The sequence below is a fragment of the Neobacillus phoenicis genome, from assembly GCF_047302305.1.
Classification (GTDB): domain Bacteria; phylum Bacillota; class Bacilli; order Bacillales; family Cytobacillaceae; genus Neobacillus.
In genome coordinates, this window is sequence record NZ_CP154847.1 from 1,270,601 (window position 1) to 1,292,542 (window position 21,942).

Consider the following 21,942-nt stretch of genomic DNA (forward strand, 5'->3'; position numbering starts at 1 on the left):
ATAATTCAGTTCAAATAGCTGTAATGTTAGATTTTGATAAGAAGGTGAGGCTAAATGATTCTCGTAACAGGAGGAGCGGGGTATATTGGCAGTCATATCGTCCGTGACCTTGCAGATAGAGGGTATTCAGTTTTAGTTTTGGATAACTTATCAACCGGGCATTTAGAAGCAGTTGATAAAAGAGTATTGTTTATTCAGGGAGATGTAGGTGATGAGGCGGTTTTGGATAAGATATTTAAAACCTATCCCGTTCAAGCAGTCATACATCTCGCTGCCAGTTGTCTTGTGGGCGAGTCGGTTAAAAATCCTCTTAAATACTATCAAAATAACGTGGTTCAAACTGTCTGCTTGCTTGGTAAAATGATTGAGCATAATATCGGGAATTTTATTTTTTCGTCCACATGTGCAACGTATGGAATTCCCAATCAAGCCGTTATTCATGAACAACTACCTACCAATCCTATTAACCCCTATGGACATTCTAAATTAATGATTGAACAGATCCTGAACGATATTTCAGAGAGGCATCATTTTCGGTTTGTTGCCCTCCGGTATTTTAATGTAGCTGGAGCGCATAGCTCGGGTGAAATAGGAGAAGACCATGAACCTGAAACCCATTTAATCCCCAATATTCTAAGGCACTTACAAGGGAAATTCCGTTCGATTCAGATTTTTGGTGATGATTATGCGACACCAGATGGCACGTGTATTCGCGACTATATCCATGTGAGTGATTTATCTTCAGGGCATATTTTAGCATTGGAATACTTATTGCAAAACCCTGCACAAAAAATTACAGAAATCTTCAATTTAGGGAATGAGAAGGGTGTTTCTATTTGGGAGATGATCAACCTTTGTGAACAGGTAACTGGGGGTAAAGCTACTGTTCAAATTCAACCGAGACGACAGGGCGATCCTCCGCAACTAGTTGCCACATCACAAAAAATCCGTGATGTACTGGGGTGGAGCCCCAAGTATGATATCAAAAAGACGATTGAGTCTGCATGGAATTGGCATCAAAAGCATCCAAACGGCTATTAACAAAAAACTATCCGCTTGAATCTGAGTGGATAGTTTTTTGCTTAAATACGAAGTCCTCTTAAGAAAGCTTTAAATTTAGAAATGTTTACTGTTATGTTATCTAACCCAACCCAGTTATTTTCTAACTGAATATCATCCCGCTCACCTAATCCCCCAATAAAATAGTAATGCATCAAGTTTCCAAGTGAACTAATGACCCAATATAGGGAGGTGATGTAAGTTGGAGAGAAAATTTCAATTACTTTTGTTCCTGGCTGACAGAAGGTCAAGTTGACTAAGCCTGCCCCGTGAGCGGCAACAATGATTTCAGCCGATGAAAAAAGCTGGGCCTGTTCGGCTACGGATAGAGTTTCGAGTTCTACTTTTACAAAGCCGAATTTACTGAGTACATCCATTAAGGCATCTTCATTCGTAATTCTACGAGCCCATTTTCTACTTATATAAATACGTTTTCCCACTTTGTTAGTGGGTGCCTCTCCCGTCAAAAAGGTTTTTCGAAGAAACTCATACCCCCACTTTGTCGCGAATGATGGTTGTGAAGGTACAACTAGATTCTTAGATTGGATATGGAAATGGCAGTCTGTCCAAATGAATTGATGTTCCTTTATTCCCAGTTGATTTAACGTTTCGGATTGAAAGGGCAGATCCACCTGTTGCGATTTAACGATAAAGCGATCGACATCTATGCCACTTTGATGTAGTAAATGAACGCGTGGAATGACCTCATACATCCAATGATAGTAATTATTAGCTACTACATGTGTCAGATCCGCTACCTGCTCATAATAATCCGTAATCGGTGGTAGCATTTCTTTTTCGAAGATGGAATGTTTAGTACGTGGATGCACCATTTCTAAAGAAACATCCCATATTAAATGATTATCTGGGGTGATAATAGCCCCGTTTAAGCCCCACACACGACCGTTCGGAATAATTCCGACATTCCCGCCTTCTAGTACCTTTGGATACTGAGTGGGTGGACGTCGAATGCGTCTTGAAAAAGTGGTAGGAGGGTAGATTTCTTTTAAATATACCTTTGGTGAATTAACAGCTGAAGCCCAGTCTTTTATGGAATTATAGATACCTCTGGGAAGCTGGATACCAGACACGAACGTCACCCCCATTTTTCTCTCCATTTCACACAGGTGAAACCTTGTCATCATATACTGTCTTGGATACCAATTGCATCATTAAGTAAACGAAAGAAGGTGTTGAAAAAATGGATATTTTATACAGCGTTGTTATCCCTGTGCATAATCGTTCTGAGCAAGTACTATTGACGCTAACTTCATTTGAAAAACAAATAAATGCCAAGCCCTTTGAAGTGATTGTGGTAAATGACGCCTCTACCGATCACACAAGTGAAAAAATAAATGATTACGCTAAAAATGCACCGTATCCTATTCAGGTCGTGTCGCTAAAAGAAAGAAAAGGACCTGCAGGAAGAAACGACGGTATTGAGAAGGCGAATGGAAACTATATTATTTTTTGTGATGCAGATTTCCTAGTACTGCCTAATTTTATTGAAACGCATCATAAAATGCATCAGAACCATCCAATGACTGTTGTTTCAGGTACTCCCTACTGTTATAGGGGCCTTTACAGCCTCTATTTTCCGAATTTCACAAAGGAAGAATCTACTAAAATGAAGCAATCCTTGGAAAAGAACGGACTTTGGAAGGATAGCTATCTTAAAGCGTCTAAGGTAACAAATATTCTTACACAGGAAGATATTCGTAACCATTTTGAAAAAGTATACAAAGGTCTTTCCATCTATGAAGAAATTGGTGAAAGTATAAAAAAAGCATTCTTAGATTTAAAGAATGCGCCTTGGCTATTATTTATTACCCGAAATGTATCGGTTGAGAAGAAAGCCTTTCAAGAAGTTGGAGGGTTTGATGAACGGCTATTTAGAGGCGAGGACTGGGATCTTGGCTACCGCCTGTATAAGAAAGGGTATAAATTTGCAATCATTGAAAAGGAAATTGGATATCATCAGGAGCACCCCCATGAATACAGAAATCCTTTTAAACCCATGTTTTCATTTAGCAAGGCGCTCACGGAAAAGTTTGGGAAAGAGGACCCTGAACTTTTTATTTTAAGCTTATGGGATTCTTCAGACGATTTATGGACTGATATTCCTGTCTATAAAAAGGGACTAAGTTTATATTGCAGTAGTAAAAACTCGGATGTAGAGAGTGTAAAATACCTACTAAAAAAAGCATGCCAAAAAATTGAATAAACGACTTGTACTACCTATCAAAAAGGAGGGAGACCGGAAATGCTTGTTTCCATGGTAATGGCTGTTTATAACGGGCAAAAGTTCCTTAGAGAAGCACTAAATTGTGCATTAGCCCAAACCTATCCTAACTTAGAAATCATCATTGTGAATGATGGTTCCACAGATTCGACGGCAAAGATATTAGATAAATTAGATGACAGCAGGGTGAAGGTAATCCACCTACATCAAAATCAAGGTGCAGCAAATGCGTTGAATTTGGCTATTAGTCATGCGAAGGGCGAGTGGATTGCGATCCAAGATGCAGATGATAATAGTTTTCCTGATAGGATTAAAGAACAGGTACAGTATATACATGATTGTCCTGAGCTGGTTGGGGTTGGAACGCTAGTAAGATGCATTTCTGGTAATCCGGATGTTCCTGATGCTGTCTATGAAGAGTGGACAAGAGGTAGAAATAGAAACGTTTCAAGAAAAGCGATTAAAAAAGTAATCTATTCCACCTGCCCCCTAACACACAGTTCAGTTATGTTTTCCAAAAAGGTCTTTCAGAAAGTCGGAGGGTATGATCAAAGATTCAGAATTGCATATGATTATGATTTGTGGCTCAAATTAGTAGAGCACGGAGAACTAGAAAAAATTCCGCAAGTATTAATTGATTACCGCATTTATCAGAGTTCACTGTCACACAAGGATTTTGATGCAACGTCCGATGAAATACAACTAGCAGCCTCGAGAGCAATTTTTCGGTTGAAACAAAAGGGAAAAGACCATCAGCCAAAGGTTATATTAATGGGAGAAAAAACAACTTGTGAAAAATATTTAAGAAACATAGTCCCTTCCACTCATTTATTAGCTGAAACAATAATATATGAGAACTTTCGAAAAAAGCTTCCATCTATTATCCGAAAAATAAAATCAGGAAAATTAGATGCTATGATCCTCCTTAACTATAATCATAATCAAAAGATTCTCCGGAATTTAGTACGCAACGGGTTGAAATTAAATAAAGATTTTTTCGTCTTATTCAACCCAGAGCAATAAAAAAGAAAAGTAAAAGGCCTAATCACTCCGTTGATTTGGCCTTTTACTTTTCGAGAATTTAGACAAGAATATTATCATTGGTAAAAAGATTTACATTCTTACTTAGACGGTTTTTAATAAGTTTCTCAAAGGCCTTGGCTGATTCAACTGAATAATAATTATCCAATATTATGACAGCATGAGCCTTATCCTTAGCAATTTTTTTAATACAGTAACTACAATTTTCCTCGAGATGATCAGTAAAGTACTTCATAACTTTTAGTTTATTGGCTGGGGCAATTAATCTTCTAAAATTCTCAACCCCTTTTTTTGGCCCCATTATGATAAAAACAGGTTCATGACCGATTTTTGACCGAAGTAATTCTCTAATATATTTGGTTGAAATGATATTTACTTCGTTTATGGTAGCGAGCCAATCCGTATGAGAAAGGGAGTGTTCATGGATTCTGTATCTATAGAGGACATTTGGGACTATATCGATTGGTCCAAGTTGAAATAGGCGAAGCCACAGGTCATAGTCATAGGCTATTTTGTAGGTTGGATTATAACCGCCTGCGATATTGAATGCTTTTTTTGAAAATGCAACAGTGCCATGCATGATAGGGCACCCGTGAAATCTGATATCCATGATTTCCTTGCCAGAATTCAATTTATTATGATAAGCCTCTTGCGCTCGAGCTTTATCCCAATCAATATTTTGGCTATCCGAAAAGCATTCAATCTTGGTACAAATGAGAACTAAGTCTGGTTGGCTTTGAATCCTTTTGACTTGCTCCTCGATACGGGTTGGGTAGCTAATATCGTCACTGTCATGAATAAAAATCCAGTCATTACTAGCTAGGTTAATACCGATATTAAGGGACTTAGCTGCCCCATTGTTTTGTTCAGAATGAATTACTTTAACTCTCGCATCTTTTATTTCATCAAGGATTTCTTTAGAATTGTCTTTTGAGCCATCGTTTACGATTATTAGTTCAAAATCACGATATGTTTGATTTAATATACTATCAATTGCTTCTTTTAAATATCTTTCACTATTATAAACAGGCATAACTACTGACACTTTCATTAATCAATAAGCTCCTTTCTATGGGAAGGTTATTTTTCGGTTAGTTTTAGTTTGGCTCTATATTGGTGAATGGTTTCAAGTAAACCTTCCTCTAAGGATACCGTAGGCTCCCATCCTAATAACTCCGCTGCTTTATTAATGACAGGCTGCCTCACTTTCGGATCGTCTTCAGGTAGTGGCTGAAAAATAATTTTGCTTGTGGAGCATGATAGCTCCTTAATGAAATGGGCTAGGTCTAAAATGGTATATTCCGCGGGATTACCGATATTAATGATTTCTCCGTTTGCTTCCTCTTTTTCCATTAGCTGTTTTAAGCCGTTAATCGTGTCGGTGACATAACAAAATGACCGCGTTTGTAAGCCGTCACCATAAACGGTAATATCTTCGCCTTTCAGAGCCTGGGTAACAAAATTGGAGATTACCCTACCGTCATCGTTGGCCAGACCTGCAGAGTACGTGTTGAAAATGCGGGCTACTTTTACCTTTGTTTGATAATGGGTGTAATACACATAACAAAGAACTTCCCCTAACCTTTTTGATTCGTCATAGCATGCACGAGGCCCCCAAGTATTGACATTTCCTCTATAGGTTTCAGGTTGAGGGTGAATTTCAGGTTCCCCATACGCTTCGCTTGTACTAGAATAGACAATTTTTGCTTGGTATCGCTTTGCTAATTCAAGCATATTTTTCGTGCCAATGGTGTTTACATTAATCGTTTCAAAAGGTGTAGCCTGATAATATTTTGGAGCAGCAGGAGACGCGAGATGGTAAATTTCCTGTACATTACGAAAATCAGGATCGGCTAGCAGTTTTTGGGAACAGACATCTATTTCTTTAAAAATAAACCGGTCGCTAGGCAAGTCTTTTAAATTGGATAGCTTTCCTGACGATAAATTATCGATTCCAACCACGATACATCCCTCATCAAGCAAATTCTTAGCAAGATGGGAACCCAAGAATCCTGCTACACCGGTAATTAACACTTTCTTTTCCATAATTCACCTCTAGTTTTCACGTCTTTTACATACTATGAAATAAATAATGATTTGTTATAGGTAAGGAGTGAACATCTTGATATCCGTTGTGACAAGTACAATAAGAGAGAACATGCTCGACCGGGTCATTAAGAACTTTTCTAGACAAAATTTACAGGAAAAAGAACTGATCATCATCTTAAATAAGAATGATATCCATCTAGCTCCACCTACAGCCGCCAATATAAGGGTGTTCCGCCTCGATGAATCAATAACACTTGGAGAATGCTTGAACTACGGAGTTAGTTTGGCACGTTTCGAGGTCATTTCCAAAATGGATGATGATGATTATTACTCGCCCAATTATTTAGCCAACTCTCTCCGCCAGCTGCAGAAAACCAATGCAGGTGTTGTCGGAAAAGCAGCCATTTTTGTTTATTTTAAAAAAGATAAGCAGTTATCCATTTTCAGGCCAAGAATGAATCACTGTTTTTTAAAAAATAAAAAGGTATTTCTTGCCGGAGGTACATTGGTTTTTAAAAAGGAGGTATTTAAACAGGTAGAGTTCCAACACTTGAACAGTGGAGAGGACATACAATTTCAACAAGATTGCCTCGACCAAAGGTACCCTTTATATTCAGGAAGCTTTCATGATTATGTTTTACTGCGTTACGAGGATGATCATCATCATTCCTGGCAGGTTGAGAATCGTGCCTTTCAAAAACACTGTAAACCATTGCTTGTAACGGAGAGGTTTGAAGAGTACATCGAAAAAGGGGGAAGAGAATTATTATAACTGTGGTAGCCTGTACAAATCGAAAGGAATTCGTAGGGAATATCATCGACAACTTTAAAAAACAGACCTTGAAAGACAAAGAGCTTATTCTCATTGTTAATTCTTCGGCTATTCATGTAGATTTGCCGGAGTTTACAGTTCTTCACTTTCCAGAGAAAGTGAGTTTAGGGGAATGCCTGAATCGTGGTGTGAAGCTAGCAAAATATGATTATATTTCCAAAATGGATGATGATGATTATTATGGCGCTGATTATTTAAAAGAAGTGTTTGATGCTTTCGTTCATACAAATGCCGACATTGTCGGGAAAAGTTCGTTCTATCTTTATTTTAAAAGGAATCATGAATTGCGCTTATATAACCCCAACCGGGAGAATAGGTGGATTGTAAACAACGGTTCCTACAAATCATCCTATTTTTTAAGTGGTGCTACACTTGCTTTTAAAAAGAAAATTTTAGAAGAAATACATTTTCCTGATGTAAATGTTGGTGAGGATAGTGGGTTTCAGTGTCTTTGCTATGATAAGGGATTGAAAATATATTCATTAACAAAGGCGCATTATGCCTATTTACGTTACAATCATCCGCAACATCATCACTCAGATGCAAGCGAAGATGTATTAAGAAGGCGAAGCAAATTTGTAGCCACTACCAAATCACTAGAGGACTTTTTAGGAAAATAAAGTAATGGCAGTGAGATATGGTCACTGCCATAATACGTGTAAAATAAAATTAATCGTCAAGTAGATCAACGGAGAAGCTTTCGATATCTTTACAACGGATAACCGTTAATCGATTACTTACGAAAGTTGACATCACTTCTGGCTCAATAATTTTCACACAGCAATCCTTTACACGTTTTAGTTCTCCTGTTATGATGTCTCCAGCTTTGGTTCGAAGGGTTACTTCATCGTGTTTAAATTCCTTTAGTAGTTTGCATAGGCAATCCGTACAGCGGCACTTATCTTTTTTCTTACTACTCATTTTTTCCGCTCCTTCCTAAATGCTTTTCAACTTAATATATTCATTCGTGGAAGTATGGGTAGGGCAAGTGTCCTCGTTTTATGCATGAATTGTTAAAAGAGATATTTTTTATTGACAATGATAATTGAGGGTGTTAAGATATAAAAGTTGTCGCTGATAACTACTAATCTTGTAAAAAAAGAAAAATAGTTGTTGACAATGAGTTATGAAAAATGATAAGATATAAAAGTTGTCTCATCAAATTGTTCTTTGAAAACTAAACAAACAAAAACGTCAACAAACAATAATATTTTGTTTCTTAATTGAAACAAGCCAACGTAACAAAATGAGCTAATCAACTTTCTTGGAGAGTTTGATCCTGGCTCAGGACGAACGCTGGCGGCGTGCCTAATACATGCAAGTCGAGCGAACCACTTCGGTGGTTAGCGGCGGACGGGTGAGTAACACGTGGGCAACCTGCCTGTAAGACTGGGATAACTTCGGGAAACCGGAGCTAATACCGGATAATCCTTTTCCTCTCATGAGGAAAAGCTGAAAGACGGTTTCGGCTGTCACTTACAGATGGGCCCGCGGCGCATTAGCTAGTTGGTGAGGTAACGGCTCACCAAGGCGACGATGCGTAGCCGACCTGAGAGGGTGATCGGCCACACTGGGACTGAGACACGGCCCAGACTCCTACGGGAGGCAGCAGTAGGGAATCTTCCACAATGGACGAAAGTCTGATGGAGCAACGCCGCGTGAGCGATGAAGGCCTTCGGGTCGTAAAGCTCTGTTGTTAGGGAAGAACAAGTACCGGAGTAACTGCCGGTACCTTGACGGTACCTAACCAGAAAGCCACGGCTAACTACGTGCCAGCAGCCGCGGTAATACGTAGGTGGCAAGCGTTGTCCGGAATTATTGGGCGTAAAGCGCGCGCAGGCGGTCCTTTAAGTCTGATGTGAAAGCCCACGGCTCAACCGTGGAGGGTCATTGGAAACTGGGGGACTTGAGTGCAGAAGAGGAAAGCGGAATTCCACGTGTAGCGGTGAAATGCGTAGAGATGTGGAGGAACACCAGTGGCGAAGGCGGCTTTCTGGTCTGTAACTGACGCTGAGGCGCGAAAGCGTGGGGAGCAAACAGGATTAGATACCCTGGTAGTCCACGCCGTAAACGATGAGTGCTAAGTGTTAGGGGGTTTCCGCCCCTTAGTGCTGCAGCTAACGCATTAAGCACTCCGCCTGGGGAGTACGGCCGCAAGGCTGAAACTCAAAGGAATTGACGGGGGCCCGCACAAGCGGTGGAGCATGTGGTTTAATTCGAAGCAACGCGAAGAACCTTACCAGGTCTTGACATCCTCTGACACTCCTAGAGATAGGACTTTCCCCTTCGGGGGACAGAGTGACAGGTGGTGCATGGTTGTCGTCAGCTCGTGTCGTGAGATGTTGGGTTAAGTCCCGCAACGAGCGCAACCCTTGATCTTAGTTGCCAGCATTCAGTTGGGCACTCTAAGGTGACTGCCGGTGACAAACCGGAGGAAGGTGGGGATGACGTCAAATCATCATGCCCCTTATGACCTGGGCTACACACGTGCTACAATGGATGGTACAAAGGGCTGCAAGACCGCGAGGTTTAGCCAATCCCATAAAACCATTCTCAGTTCGGATTGTAGGCTGCAACTCGCCTACATGAAGCCGGAATCGCTAGTAATCGCGGATCAGCATGCCGCGGTGAATACGTTCCCGGGCCTTGTACACACCGCCCGTCACACCACGAGAGTTTGTAACACCCGAAGTCGGTGGGGTAACCGCAAGGAGCCAGCCGCCTAAGGTGGGACAGATGATTGGGGTGAAGTCGTAACAAGGTAGCCGTATCGGAAGGTGCGGCTGGATCACCTCCTTTCTAAGGATATAAGCTGGACATATGAGCCAGACAAAACATGTTTGTTTGATTGTTTCTTGTTTGTTTAGTTTTGAGAGTGCAATCTCTCAAATTTTTTTTTAATCGTTCTTTGAAAACTAGATAATTGTAATGAAGAAGTCAAGTAAAACATCGAGTAATCGCCATTTTAGTTTTCTCTCTATTAATTTAGAGAAACAAACCTTTTAGGTTAAGTTAGAAAGGGCGCACGGTGAATGCCTTGGCACTAGGAGCCGATGAAGGACGGGACTAACACCGATATGCTTCGGGGAGCTGTAAGTAAGCTTTGATCCGGAGATTTCCGAATGGGGGAACCCACTGTTCGTAATGGAACAGTATCTTTACCTGAATACATAGGGTATTGAAGGCATACCCGGGGAACTGAAACATCTAAGTACCCGGAGGAAGAGAAAGCAAACGCGATTCCCTGAGTAGCGGCGAGCGAAACGGGACATAGCCCAAACCAAGAGGCTTGCCTCTTGGGGTTGTAGGACACTCAACATGGAGTTACAAAGGAACGGGGTAGATGAAGCGGCCTGGAAAGGCCCGTCAGAGAAGGTAAAAACCCTGTAGTCGAAACTTCGTTCCCTCCTGAGTGGATCCTGAGTACGGCCGGACACGTGAAATCCGGTCGGAAGCAGGGAGGACCATCTCCCAAGGCTAAATACTCCCTAGTGACCGATAGTGAACCAGTACCGTGAGGGAAAGGTGAAAAGCACCCCGGAAGGGGAGTGAAATAGTTCCTGAAACCGTGTGCCTACAAGTAGTTAGAGCCCGTTAATGGGTGATAGCGTGCCTTTTGTAGAATGAACCGGCGAGTTACGATCCCATGCAAGGTTAAGTTGAAGAGACGGAGCCGCAGCGAAAGCGAGTCTGAATAGGGCGAATGAGTATGTGGTCGTAGACCCGAAACCAGGTGATCTACCCATGTCCAGGGTGAAGTCCAGGTAACACTGGATGGAGGCCCGAACCCACGCACGTTGAAAAGTGCGGGGATGAGGTGTGGGTAGCGGAGAAATTCCAATCGAACTTGGAGATAGCTGGTTCTCTCCGAAATAGCTTTAGGGCTAGCCTCACGTAGTTAGAGTCTTGGAGGTAGAGCACTGTTTGGACTAGGGGCCCTCATCGGGTTACCGAATTCAGACAAACTCCGAATGCCAAAGACTTATCCGTGGGAGTCAGACTGCGAGTGATAAGATCCGTAGTCAAAAGGGAAACAGCCCAGACCACCAGCTAAGGTCCCAAAGTTTACGTTAAGTGGAAAAGGATGTGGAGTTGCTTAGACAACCAGGATGTTGGCTTAGAAGCAGCCACCATTTAAAGAGTGCGTAATAGCTCACTGGTCGAGTGACTCTGCGCCGAAAATGTACCGGGGCTAAACGTAACACCGAAGCTGTGGATTGACATCTTAGATGTCAGTGGTAGGAGAGCGTTCTAAGGGCGTTGAAGCTAGACCGTAAGGACTGGTGGAGCGCTTAGAAGTGAGAATGCCGGTATGAGTAGCGAAAGATGAGTGAGAATCTCATCCACCGTATGCCTAAGGTTTCCTGAGGAAGGCTCGTCCGCTCAGGGTTAGTCGGGACCTAAGCCGAGGCCGAAAGGCGTAGGCGATGGACAACAGGTTGATATTCCTGTACCACCTCTTTATCGTTTGAGTGATGGGGGGACGCAGGAGGATAGGGTAAGCGCGCTGTTGGATATGCGCGTCTAAGCAGTTAGGCTGGAAAGTAGGAAAATCCGCTTTCCGCAAAGGCTGAGCTGTGATAGCGAGGGAAATTTAGTACCGAAGTTCCTGATTCCACACTGCCAAGAAAAGCCTCTAGCGAGATAAAAGGTGCCCGTACCGCAAACCGACACAGGTAGGCGAGGAGAGAATCCTAAGGTGAGCGAGAGAACTCTCGTTAAGGAACTCGGCAAAATGACCCCGTAACTTCGGGAGAAGGGGTGCTTTTTGAGGTGAATAGCCTCGAAGAGCCGCAGTGAATAGGCCCAGGCGACTGTTTAGCAAAAACACAGGTCTCTGCGAAGCCGCAAGGCGAAGTATAGGGGCTGACGCCTGCCCGGTGCTGGAAGGTTAAGAGGAGGGGTTAGCCTTAAAAGCGAAGCTCTGAATCGAAGCCCCAGTAAACGGCGGCCGTAACTATAACGGTCCTAAGGTAGCGAAATTCCTTGTCGGGTAAGTTCCGACCCGCACGAAAGGCGTAACGATCTGGGCACTGTCTCAACGAGAGACTCGGTGAAATTATAGTACCTGTGAAGATGCAGGTTACCCGCGACAGGACGGAAAGACCCCGTGGAGCTTTACTGTAGCCTGATATTGAATTTTGGTACAGCTTGTACAGGATAGGTAGGAGCCGTAGAAACCGGAGCGCTAGCTTCGGTGGAGGCGTCGGTGGGATACTACCCTGGCTGTATTGAAATTCTAACCCGCACCCCTTATCGGGGTGGGAGACAGTGTCAGGTGGGCAGTTTGACTGGGGCGGTCGCCTCCTAAAGAGTAACGGAGGCGCCCAAAGGTTCCCTCAGAATGGTTGGAAATCATTCGTAGAGTGTAAAGGCACAAGGGAGCTTGACTGCGAGACCTACAAGTCGAGCAGGGACGAAAGTCGGGCTTAGTGATCCGGTGGTTCCGCATGGAAGGGCCATCGCTCAACGGATAAAAGCTACCCCGGGGATAACAGGCTTATCTCCCCCAAGAGTCCACATCGACGGGGAGGTTTGGCACCTCGATGTCGGCTCATCGCATCCTGGGGCTGTAGTCGGTCCCAAGGGTTGGGCTGTTCGCCCATTAAAGCGGTACGCGAGCTGGGTTCAGAACGTCGTGAGACAGTTCGGTCCCTATCCGTCGTGGGCGCAGGAAATTTGAGAGGAGCTGTCCTTAGTACGAGAGGACCGGGATGGACGCACCGCTGGTGTACCAGTTGTCTTGCCAAAGGCATCGCTGGGTAGCTATGTGCGGACGGGATAAGTGCTGAAAGCATCTAAGCATGAAGCCCCCCTCAAGATGAGATTTCCCATAGCGTCAAGCTAGTAAGAACCCTGAAAGATGATCAGGTTGATAGGTCAGAGGTGGAAGCGTGGTAACATGTGGAGCTGACTGATACTAATCGTTCGAGGACTTAACCAAGTTTTAAGCGAACTCGCAATTTACAAACACTTCTTCTGCATTATCTAGTTTTGAGAGAACGATCTCTCTAACAAAATAGTCTGGTAATTATGGCGAGAAGGTCACACCCGTTCCCATACCGAACACGGAAGTTAAGCTTCTCAGCGCCGATGGTAGTTGGGACGAAAGTCCCTGTGAGAGTAGGACGTTGCCAGGCACGAAAAAGGACAGCTACATTAGCTGCCCTTTTTTGTGTTCAGAAAAAAAGTAGAGCACTTGACTAAAGGCTCTACTATAAAAAGTTATTATTGTTGGCTGGTGAAACTGTTCATGTCAGCAGAATAGGTGTAAATAACTTCTTTTTTATCACGAGTGAGAACGAGTGTCTTCTCATTCAGCCTAACATTAGAAAATCCACTTTCCTTAAGAACGGGAGAAAGGATCCCTTTTAATCCCTTCTTGTTAATAGAATAGATCCAGACAGAGGTATCAGCTGCTTGGTTCTGTGTGACTAATACAAGTTCAACATACTCATCCGATGGATCAAAGTCATATTCGATACCTGAAAGAGAATACCCATTTTTTAATAGTTTATTAAGGTCAATGGGGTCTGTCGCTGGTTTAGTATTAAAGATCAGCTGATAGGCTTCCCCATCGTTATCTGTCATTGTTACTACCTGATCTTGTCCAGAGATTGTACTTAATTGTTTTCCCCCGAGATTAAGGACAAATGTCTGGCCTGCTACTTCACCCTGAGAGGCCTCTTTGAATTCGCTAAGTGAGATACCTGCAGGTTTCTTCGGCACCACTGTCTCTTTTTTATTAGCTATTAAAGTCCCAGTGGTTTTCTCCACTTTTGCTTTCGGCTTTGGGTCATCAGCAAAGAATTTACTATAGCCATACCAAGTGCCTCCGCCAGCGCCACCTAGGATAAACAAGGATAAACCTAATTTCAGCCCATTCTTCTTTAGGAATTTTACCAAAGGACTAGCTGTTTCTATTTCCACTTCTTTTAGTAAATTTTTAAAACTGTAGTTTTTAATTAACATTAGCTCTTTTCTTAAGGAAGAATTCTTCCAAATAGATTGAGGATGGCTAATCAAATATTTTCTTAGTGAACGTCTGTAGTGTACATCCGTTTCAATTTTTCTAACATTCCCGCGAATAAACGACAAAAGTGTCTGATCCTCACCGTATCTAATCAAGTAATCCAGCAACCCCTGGTAATCGACACCATCATACTCCGAATCAAATGCGACAAAAAGGAGTGGGAAGTGTTCGGCAGTTGGCTTGTTTCGCAATAGCTGCTGTAGGGTGCTTCTAACGTGGGCACGAAGGGTTCCCGTTAATGGACGTAAATCATAGGTACCCGCCTGGGAAGGTATACTGATGAGCTGGTAAAGGGCATTAGTGATTTGATAATTTTCCTTTACCTTCACATCTTTTATATCCCTTACATTATGTTCCTTTGGAAAAATCATACCGAACGTCAGGATATCGTTCATCGTAAGTTCCTTCAAACGAATCGAACGTAGCAGGGCAAGTTTAGCACGTGCAAGCAGGTCATCTTTAAATTCGATAAACGCAGCACTCGGCTTCTCCATGCTAAAATTTTTCACCAATAGAACCGAATGAAATGGATTACTTGCATGGTTAATAGAAGAAACTACCTTACGAATAGCAACAGCCTTAAATTTCTCCACGTCTAAAAGAAAAGGAGTGGCAAGCAACAGGTGAAGCTCCTTTAAGACGTCTTCTGTATGCGTCACCTGCACTAAACGTTCATCGAGATATTGTTCAAGGAGCAGTTCATAATCTGGATGGTCATTCATAAACAACAAGATAGCCTGGTATCCCAGCTTGTCCTGTTCAATCACTTTCCATAGTTTATGGAAGAGAGGATCGTTTTGATAGTAGGCAATCGTATCTACAATCAACCCAAGAGCCTCATCGCTTCTCACAATTGAATTAATGGCAACGACTGCCTGAATATAATCAAGAGCCGTATTTTTATCAGCAGCTATTTTCTCCTCAGTCACTATTTGAATAAACAGTTCAGCCAAAGCTGGTTTTGCTTCACTATTTACCTTCAGAAACTTTAACAAACTATGTAAAAAACCGATTTTATTAGGTTGATAGAAAGCCGCGTTTTGATCGTTAAGAGTTAAATAAATAGCGGTTAATTGATAGTAGCTGGCTACCTCCAGCTTCTGATCTTCTCCTAGACCAGACAGGGAATTCTCAGCAAAATCGAAAAAATCTTCTATTCTCCTTGAGTGGGAAAAATGCTCCATGGCAAAATCTAAATACTCGTGCTTCTGGCCATCAATCTCCACTCCGGAAATTCTTCTCGCGGAAAGGTCAAAGATTAACTGTTTTTCAATAGAGCGGTCCGCCATATTTAGTGTCCCAGGTTCATAAAACATCACATTAATATAATTCTTCGTCTCAGGTGCACTGGTAAACGTCATTGCACCTAATTTACGACGATGAGCATATGGCAAATATACAGATATTAACTCAAGCAACTTTAGTGCATAGGTCGAATAATCCTTCAACGGAACAGTCAAGGAAATGAACACTTTTTTCTTTCCGGCAATCGAAGTCATAACCGCAAATAAAAGTTGTTTAAACTGACTCTCGCTCATCCCTAGCTTCTTCAACAATACTTCTTTATCTAGAAGAATATCCTTCGCATCTGATTCTATTTGATCATACTCAGGAAGGATTTTTCCATCTTTGATATCATAGGAAGTCACAAATCCTTTCCATTGAAACAGCTTTTCAGGGTGCTTGATCCATTCATCCTTCCGACTCGGAGGGATAATATAATTGTGCATAAAATAGGTGCTGCGCTGCCCAGTGAAATCGGCAGGGACAAATACAGCCTGACCAACGACAAGATGGCCTGTTTCAGGTTGAAAAATTGTCACAGCTTCAGGGAAGAGGGAGGCATCCTTTTCGCCGCGTTCCGTTAAAGCCTTTGGCGCGTGATACATACAAAATGGATGTAAATACTTTTTCACAAATGCATGTTCAAGACCATCGGATATGGCAATGGTGTCATAGCCATCGGTGGCATGAAAAATTCCGCCCCGCTCCCGTGTATACATCTGCTGCTGAATCAACTTCCCGGTCACTGAGCATTTCTCCCTTCTATATATCCAAGCTTATAAAGCAGCCAAATGAAAGGTTCATCCACACGAATCGGACTAATGATGCCGCTCACCTGTTGGTCGACTGGATTGCTTCCAAGTGCAGAAACTGCAAAATAGGAGGTATCTTTAAAATAAACATCAAGTGCATTTACAAACGGGGTATCCACTTTGGATAAAAATCGTCTGATTTCCCCATTAATATTTTCATATTCATCTAGATTTAAATAGCCCTTATGGGTGACATGACGGAATACATTGCTATTGGTACGAATATATTCCCCATCATCATGTTTTAAAGAATGCAATAGATCGCTTTTTGTCAACACCACTGCTGTAGGAATATCGGTTTTACTATTTTCTAAATGGGCAATAAAATCACCAAACAAGGAAATGACGACTTCACGCGGTTCGTCTCCCTGACCGACGATTTTCCCAGGGTTTTCTCCCATTTGATGGATTAGCTTTTCACGGATGGCGCGAATTTGCATCGGATCCACCAAGAAAAGGATACCGGCGGAGTTTTTAATATGGGCGGCATGAAGCTTAATGTATTCTTTATCTGTCATTCCTTCACCTGCGACATCGAAAAAGACAAGTGTCAACGGGGCATTGTCTTCATCCTTAAAAACAAATTGAAAGATAAACGGCTCTTGCCGATTGGTTTTCTCTGTTGATTGCAGCAGGCTGCCATTTTCAAACAAGGGAATCTCATAATTGGTTCGGAATCGTTTACTAATCTCATTATCTAGCGGAATACATGCTGCATGAAAGTTATTTGCCGTCACATGCTGCAAGGTATGAATCAATGACGTCATATATACGGACTTTCCAACAGAAGTCGCGCCAACAATCGAAACAATATTGCTTGGATGTTTACCGGCAGTAACCGGCAGGTCGTTATGGCAGGACGGACAGAGACGGTTCTTAGTCACGACCGAGTATTTATCGGAAACGCCCATGAGTACACGATCAGAATAAATCTTGTTTTCATCCGGAATCATGGAAGGATCGACAATGGCCTCTAACTCATCAATGGGAGCAAGACCAAATTTTTCCCGGTATTTGTTCAATAACTCATCTTCCTGTAATGCCAGTGCTTCATCATCGTCGCGGTGATGGGCCGCACGGAAGACGACCTCTTCATGATGAAATTTTGAAAAGCAATAAGGGCAGACAATATCGTAAAATGGTAATCTTTCTTTAACTGGTTGTTTTTTTTCAAAGATTCGTTTCAGTATGGTGAACATCATTAAGCCCCCTATTCAGGTATCAGTTCATACATTTCAGCTGATTTCTTTCCGTTACTAAAAAAGATTCGTATATATTCATCTTTATTGATTTCGATTTCAGGCGACAGTGTTTTTCCTGAAGGGAAGTCGCGAACAAAGGGATATACCGTTCCATCGTCAACAGACACCGGCATACTGCCGCTTTTTTTCACATACACTAACAGTTCTTTATCTAGCGGAAGCTCGGTCATAATACTCATCTTTACGCGTTTCTTTGGCTGAAAGAGTTTATTTTTATAGATGATGGAAAAATAAACTCTTGCCTTTGATCCAGACACATAGATGAGATTCTTTTCATTTTCCTGTCTAATGATGACGAGTTTCCCGTCCCGTTTTTGGCAGGGGAAAATGCGGTAGGCATAGCGGCCAATGCTATCCATTCTGCCAATATAGCCTTGATTGGCCTTATATTCCTCACGGGTGTAAAGCTTTAAATCTGCTTCATTCAGTTCACTAATGGGACAGACCTGGTCGGCAGCGGCTTTGTAAATGTAGACAAAGTCGATTTCCTTTGACCAAAACCAAGATAAATGTACCTCGGAGTCTCTTATTGTCTTGTTTATGTCTTTAATTTCAAGATCAGGGGAAGAAAAGGTTTCCCAGTTCAGCAAGCGATCACCCTCCATCTCGTTCTTGTTGTATCAACATTCTATTAAAATCCCTTTTTAAATGGCTCGAGCTTTGTACCAGAATTCTTTGCAGTATAGTTTGCTCCACCCGAATGACGGGATGTGCCACCAGCAAATTTTTCCCGTATTGGGATCACCATAGTGCCGAGTCCTGTTAACGCTGTTAAGAGAATAGCGGCCACGAGCCGATAGGAAAATCCGGACAGCATTTGATCTTGCAACCCTAGCTCGAGCACGAGACCAGCGAGTAGGCCAGAAATCAGGCCCATAATCCCATAGCTTTTTGCCAAATAGCGGTTATCAAAGAGAATGCCTAAGGCTAATCCAAACAAACCACCAATCAGGATCATGAAAAGTACACGAAGAACAGCGAGATAGAGGCTGTCTTTAAATAATCCGTGCCGTTCGGTCACAAGTAGACGGTCTTGGTTTTCTAAATAAATTCTCTCAAATACGCTTGTGAGTTCATTGGCCTTTTTGACGTCGTAGAAGGAACCACCGGTCCTAGAGGCAATTAACTTTAGGAGCTGGGCACCGCCCCGGTCAATTTTACTCATGCCAATGGTATTAATGATGATATCCTTGTCTTGAAAAGGCTCAACCACTGCATCCAGGTTCAGTTCGCTATAGCCATCAGAAAAAAGAATGACCATCGGTTTTCGACCGGCTTGCTGATGGTCGTTGATTTCCTTCATTGCCGTCTCTAAGGCCTTGCCAATATCGGTACTGCCACTAGCTTTCAAGTGATTGATTTGATCAATGGCATCCGTACGCTCTGCTTGATCGTTAATGTTAAACATTGATTTAGTAATAGACGTGTTTTCATTAAAAGAAATAACAGACGCACGATGATGTGGTTCCATCGTAGAAATGAGCTTTCCTGCTGCCTTCAAGCTTTCATGGTGTGGGTCGGTTTTATTCATGCTGTCCGAAATATCCATAACCATGACAATATCGTCGGGTGGTTTCACACTTGAAAAATTAAGAGAATAAAGAAATTGAAAAATAAGACCAGCAGCAAACAGCATCACGAGGGTGGACGGCACCAGAACCTTCCAGGATAATCCCGAATATTCTAAGCGCCAACTGCGCCCATTTATTATGGGTGTAATTAGCTCTGCTATGAGGAGAAAGAGCCCAGCAAATAAGGCCAGCTGGCCAAAATAGGCACCCATCAACAGAATATTAGGCCAAACACCATAGTAAGTGCCTATTAACCATTCGCCAAAAATAGCGCCAACAAAGCCTGCAATGACACTAAAAACAAAAAAGAGAAAACTAAATTTACGGACAGGCATGCGTAAGACTCCTTATGATATAGAGTTGGTTTCCATGGGTTGATGGTGAAAGACATAGCCATTTTTTGTATAGGCCTCATAGTATTTTTCACCATTGCGATAGTACATTAAATCTTTTAGCTGAAAGCCACCCATAATGGCCAGCTTTTCGATGCCGCTCGATTTCTTTTCATGGGCACAGCCGACTTTACATTGTCTGATTTCATGTTCTTTTTCTAAAGCGTAGGACATGAACTTGCTATAGAAATCGCCAAAAAAGTACTTTTCTTCGTAGCGATGACCCTGCGTATAGTTCAGGACCTCAATATGAATGGACGCGTGATCCTTTAGTCGTTGATATAACTGCTTGAATAAATCTTCTTTAGAAAGGATGTCACGGTTTTCATAGTGGGTTTTTACATTCGCCCGTTCTAACAATTCATCTTCAAAGCTACGATGGAATTCCTCCGCGGTTAATACCTCCCGATTACAGACGTACAGCAATCTCTTCAAGAGGGAAACAGGTCCATTTTCAAGCAAAGAGAGGAGATTTCCAAAAAAGCGCTCATCAGAAAAAAAGCTATCGCCATACTTTTCCTTCAGCTTCGCTGTAATCTGACTGATCATTTCTGCGTAATAATCGGCAATATTTTGATCCAGCTCCTCATCGGAATCATGAAGGCTTTCAGCCGCTGCTTGCTTTAGGCAAGACTCCACTTGATCGAAGAGCTCCATTTTTGTCCGGATATAGAGATGCTTTTCTGCAAGAACCTCTTGATATTGCTTTAAAATCGCCAGCTTTACTTCATACCTTAACAGTTCATACTTGAGCCCATAAACGCTGTCAAAAAAGTAGTGGACAAAGCTGGATAAATTTTTCTTGTCGGCAAAGGGGAAATAGCTCTTTTTAAAATCACCGCTGTCAACCGTTTGCTGGTAGAGTTGTTCAAGCCTGGCCTCTGCTTCGAGACGATCCTGTTTTGTATCCCGCTGCATTTTGGCGATTTCCTTCATTACACTACTTTCGGCATCAATAGAATCAGAGGTCCATACGTAGGCTGCAAACAATCCATATTGTTCATGGTTAATTACGTTTTCATAGAGAAAACGATGAATAGTAGATCTCAGGTCAAGCCCAAGTAAATACTCACGGATAGGTTCCTCGAAGTTAACTGTAAAGAAGCGCTCTGTTCCGCCTTCATATAAATGATCTTCCGCTTCCTTTAGTGACATTCGTTTTACCGCTTGATAGGAGTTTGTGGTACCCATTAATCCTGTCATGTTTTCAAGCTGATCCACTGGTGGCAGGCATTCGTGATAATACTTTTGAAAGGAAGTCTCAGATAGCCCGAATAGACTGAGTACTTTTTCGCGCGGCTCGGAACTGGTTGCCTTTAATGCAGTTAGCATCTCTTGGAAAAATAAACTAGCTGCATTGAGCGCAATAGCTTTATTGGGGCGATTCACCTTAGCAAAGCCGGCAGAAGCGTAAACGGGTTCCCTGGTGTTGCCCTTCATACCACGTTTAAAATCCTGATGATTATAACTGTCCATTTTTTCATGATAATCAGTTATCATTTTGCGGTTTTTTAACAGATTGAGATTACTGATGATCTCATAGTTTTGCTTCATGCTGTCAGTTGAAATCAAGCCATTTTCATTCTTATCACTTAATAAATACACTAAGTCGAAGAGGGGGGAAGGAGGGTGGCTGACCATCAGTCGTAAATGATCCTCGGTTAGCTGAAGTTCCTTCTCAAATGTGAAATCCTCTCTTTGATAGCTATCTAGTTCTTTGAAAAAACTGATGCCTAAAGAGGTGGAAAGGGCAAAAGTATCGCCGTCCTGTTTTTCCTTCATCAATCCATATAAATCAACTTCTACCAAGCGAAACGACTCTTGAAGAATGCTTTTTAGAAGCAACGTACACTCTTGAATAAGGATGTTGGCTGGGTCATCAATCGCTGTGATTACACAAAGATTGACTTTTTTTAATGAAGAATAAACCTTGCCGTACTCAGCGATCTTCATAGAAAGCTTACGAAAGGTTTGATTTAATTTAATAAGCTGGTTTTCATTATGGTAAAAGGCCTTATATAAATCTTTTCGCTGCTCCTTCCGATCCAACCCGTCACCTGGAAGCTGGAAGGATAACACGTTTGAGTTGGTAATGGTGGCAGATTGATAGGCATGAAAATATAAGACGCCGGAACTGTTTTGCCATTTTTCTTCATTGATGGTGATGATGGACTTTAGTGCTTCCGTTACCAGGTCACCTAGGAATAGAAAGACAATCGGATGGTTGACACTTCGCTGTTCATTTTCCGAAAGGCTCATTCTTTCCAGTTCGAGTGAAAATGTGTTGGCGTATTTTTGTAAAAGTTCTCTCAAGCTGTTTCCCTCCCATAGAAAACGTTCCCTGAGCTCTTAAAAAGCTGGGTTT

At 42.1% G+C, this 21,942-nt stretch carries 14 protein-coding genes and 3 rRNA genes; 8 read left to right on the forward strand and 9 right to left on the reverse strand.

All coding sequences use genetic code 11. The features are described from left to right. The first annotated feature begins 54 nt into the window (after positions 1–54). Entirely contained in the window at positions 55–1,041 is a 987-nt protein-coding gene (galE, locus tag AA0X95_RS06685) for a UDP-glucose 4-epimerase GalE (protein ID WP_413306921.1), read from the forward strand. Between the two features lie 41 nt (positions 1,042–1,082). On the opposite strand, the gene AA0X95_RS06690 is transcribed toward galE, so the two are convergent. Continuing rightward, positions 1,083–2,150, reverse strand: coding sequence for a glycosyltransferase family 61 protein (locus tag AA0X95_RS06690; RefSeq protein WP_413306924.1), 1,068 nt, complete (start codon positions 2,148–2,150; stop codon positions 1,083–1,085). A 110-nt stretch (positions 2,151–2,260) separates the two neighbouring features. Here AA0X95_RS06690 and AA0X95_RS06695 point away from each other — a divergent pair, with 110 nt between their 5' ends. Both AA0X95_RS06695 and AA0X95_RS06700 read left to right on the forward strand, forming a co-directional pair. After that, positions 2,261–3,283 carry a glycosyltransferase family 2 protein gene (locus AA0X95_RS06695; protein WP_413306927.1) on the forward strand — a complete coding sequence of 341 codons (1,023 nt, stop codon included), beginning with the start codon at positions 2,261–2,263 and terminating at the stop codon, positions 3,281–3,283. A 39-nt stretch (positions 3,284–3,322) separates the two neighbouring features. Then, positions 3,323–4,324, forward strand: a complete 1,002-nt coding sequence (locus AA0X95_RS06700) for a glycosyltransferase family 2 protein (protein WP_413306930.1) — start codon at positions 3,323–3,325, stop codon at positions 4,322–4,324. Positions 4,325–4,382: 58 nt separating this feature from the next. Here the strand turns inward: AA0X95_RS06700 and AA0X95_RS06705 are convergent, their stop codons facing one another. Continuing rightward, the gene (locus AA0X95_RS06705; RefSeq protein WP_413306933.1) at positions 4,383–5,393 is read right to left on the reverse strand and encodes a glycosyltransferase; all 1,011 of its coding nucleotides are present in this window, start codon (positions 5,391–5,393) and stop codon (positions 4,383–4,385) included. A gap of 29 nt (positions 5,394–5,422) precedes the next feature. Further along, positions 5,423–6,388 carry a GDP-mannose 4,6-dehydratase gene (locus tag AA0X95_RS06710; protein WP_413306936.1) on the reverse strand — a complete coding sequence of 322 codons (966 nt, stop codon included), beginning with the start codon at positions 6,386–6,388 and terminating at the stop codon, positions 5,423–5,425. 76 nt (positions 6,389–6,464) lie between these two features. Here AA0X95_RS06710 and AA0X95_RS06715 point away from each other — a divergent pair, with 76 nt between their 5' ends. Both AA0X95_RS06715 and AA0X95_RS06720 read left to right on the forward strand, forming a co-directional pair. Further along, entirely contained in the window at positions 6,465–7,163 is a 699-nt protein-coding gene (locus tag AA0X95_RS06715; protein ID WP_413306939.1) for a glycosyltransferase family 2 protein, read from the forward strand. Positions 7,164–7,165: 2 nt separating this feature from the next. Continuing rightward, positions 7,166–7,843: a glycosyltransferase gene (locus AA0X95_RS06720; protein ID WP_413306942.1), complete on the forward strand. Its 678-nt coding sequence runs from the start codon at positions 7,166–7,168 to the stop codon at positions 7,841–7,843. A 49-nt stretch (positions 7,844–7,892) separates the two neighbouring features. Here the strand turns inward: AA0X95_RS06720 and AA0X95_RS06725 are convergent, their stop codons facing one another. Further along, positions 7,893–8,144 carry a hypothetical protein gene (locus AA0X95_RS06725; protein ID WP_413306945.1) on the reverse strand — a complete coding sequence of 84 codons (252 nt, stop codon included), beginning with the start codon at positions 8,142–8,144 and terminating at the stop codon, positions 7,893–7,895. A 340-nt stretch (positions 8,145–8,484) separates the two neighbouring features. On the opposite strand from AA0X95_RS06725, the gene AA0X95_RS06730 reads away from it, so the two are divergent. The 3 genes from AA0X95_RS06730 (at position 8,485) to rrf (ending at position 13,363) form a co-directional block, all read left to right on the forward strand. Further along, positions 8,485–10,022, forward strand: a 16S ribosomal RNA gene (locus AA0X95_RS06730). 206 nt (positions 10,023–10,228) lie between these two features. Continuing rightward, positions 10,229–13,167: ribosomal RNA gene (locus AA0X95_RS06735) — 23S ribosomal RNA — on the forward strand. A 79-nt stretch (positions 13,168–13,246) separates the two neighbouring features. Continuing rightward, a 5S ribosomal RNA gene (gene rrf / locus AA0X95_RS06740) occupies positions 13,247–13,363 on the forward strand. The 16S, 23S and 5S rRNA genes sit together here, the layout of an rRNA operon. Positions 13,364–13,451: 88 nt before the next feature. On the opposite strand, the gene AA0X95_RS06745 is transcribed toward rrf, so the two are convergent. From AA0X95_RS06745 to AA0X95_RS06765, 5 genes are read right to left on the reverse strand one after another with little or no spacing between them, the layout of a single operon-like run. After that, positions 13,452–16,286 (reverse strand): hypothetical protein, encoded by a 2,835-nt coding sequence (locus tag AA0X95_RS06745; protein ID WP_413306948.1) that lies wholly within the window; start codon positions 16,284–16,286, stop codon positions 13,452–13,454. Then, positions 16,283–17,551 (reverse strand): TRAFAC clade GTPase domain-containing protein, encoded by a 1,269-nt coding sequence (locus AA0X95_RS06750; protein ID WP_413309873.1) that lies wholly within the window; start codon positions 17,549–17,551, stop codon positions 16,283–16,285. The genes AA0X95_RS06745 and AA0X95_RS06750 overlap by 4 nt, the downstream gene beginning before the upstream one ends. Positions 17,552–17,562: 11 nt before the next feature. Then, a complete protein-coding gene (locus tag AA0X95_RS06755) occupies positions 17,563–18,204 on the reverse strand; it encodes a beta-mannanase (protein WP_413306951.1) in 642 nt (213 codons plus the stop codon). Between the two features lie 41 nt (positions 18,205–18,245). Next, the gene (locus AA0X95_RS06760; protein WP_413306954.1) at positions 18,246–19,520 is read right to left on the reverse strand and encodes a vWA domain-containing protein; all 1,275 of its coding nucleotides are present in this window, start codon (positions 19,518–19,520) and stop codon (positions 18,246–18,248) included. Positions 19,521–19,532: 12 nt separating this feature from the next. Beyond that, positions 19,533–21,890 carry a hypothetical protein gene (locus AA0X95_RS06765; protein WP_413306957.1) on the reverse strand — a complete coding sequence of 786 codons (2,358 nt, stop codon included), beginning with the start codon at positions 21,888–21,890 and terminating at the stop codon, positions 19,533–19,535. Between the last annotated feature and the right edge of the window lie 52 nt (positions 21,891–21,942).

Excerpts from the sequence above, each read along its gene's own strand:
- AA0X95_RS06760 (WP_413306954.1), bottom strand. The coding sequence starts at position 19,520 with ATGCCTGTCCGTAAATTTAGTTTTCTCTTTTTTGTTTTTAGTGTCATT.
- AA0X95_RS06695 (WP_413306927.1), top strand. The coding sequence starts at position 2,261 with ATGGATATTTTATACAGCGTTGTTATCCCTGTGCATAATCGTTCTGAG.
- AA0X95_RS06750 (WP_413309873.1), bottom strand. The coding sequence starts at position 17,551 with ATGTTCACCATACTGAAACGAATCTTTGAAAAAAAACAACCAGTTAAA.
- AA0X95_RS06705 (WP_413306933.1), bottom strand. The coding sequence starts at position 5,393 with ATGAAAGTGTCAGTAGTTATGCCTGTTTATAATAGTGAAAGATATTTA.
- AA0X95_RS06710 (WP_413306936.1), bottom strand. The coding sequence starts at position 6,388 with ATGGAAAAGAAAGTGTTAATTACCGGTGTAGCAGGATTCTTGGGTTCC.
- AA0X95_RS06725 (WP_413306945.1), bottom strand. The coding sequence starts at position 8,144 with ATGAGTAGTAAGAAAAAAGATAAGTGCCGCTGTACGGATTGCCTATGC.
- galE (WP_413306921.1), top strand. The coding sequence starts at position 55 with ATGATTCTCGTAACAGGAGGAGCGGGGTATATTGGCAGTCATATCGTC.
- AA0X95_RS06700 (WP_413306930.1), top strand. The coding sequence starts at position 3,323 with ATGCTTGTTTCCATGGTAATGGCTGTTTATAACGGGCAAAAGTTCCTT.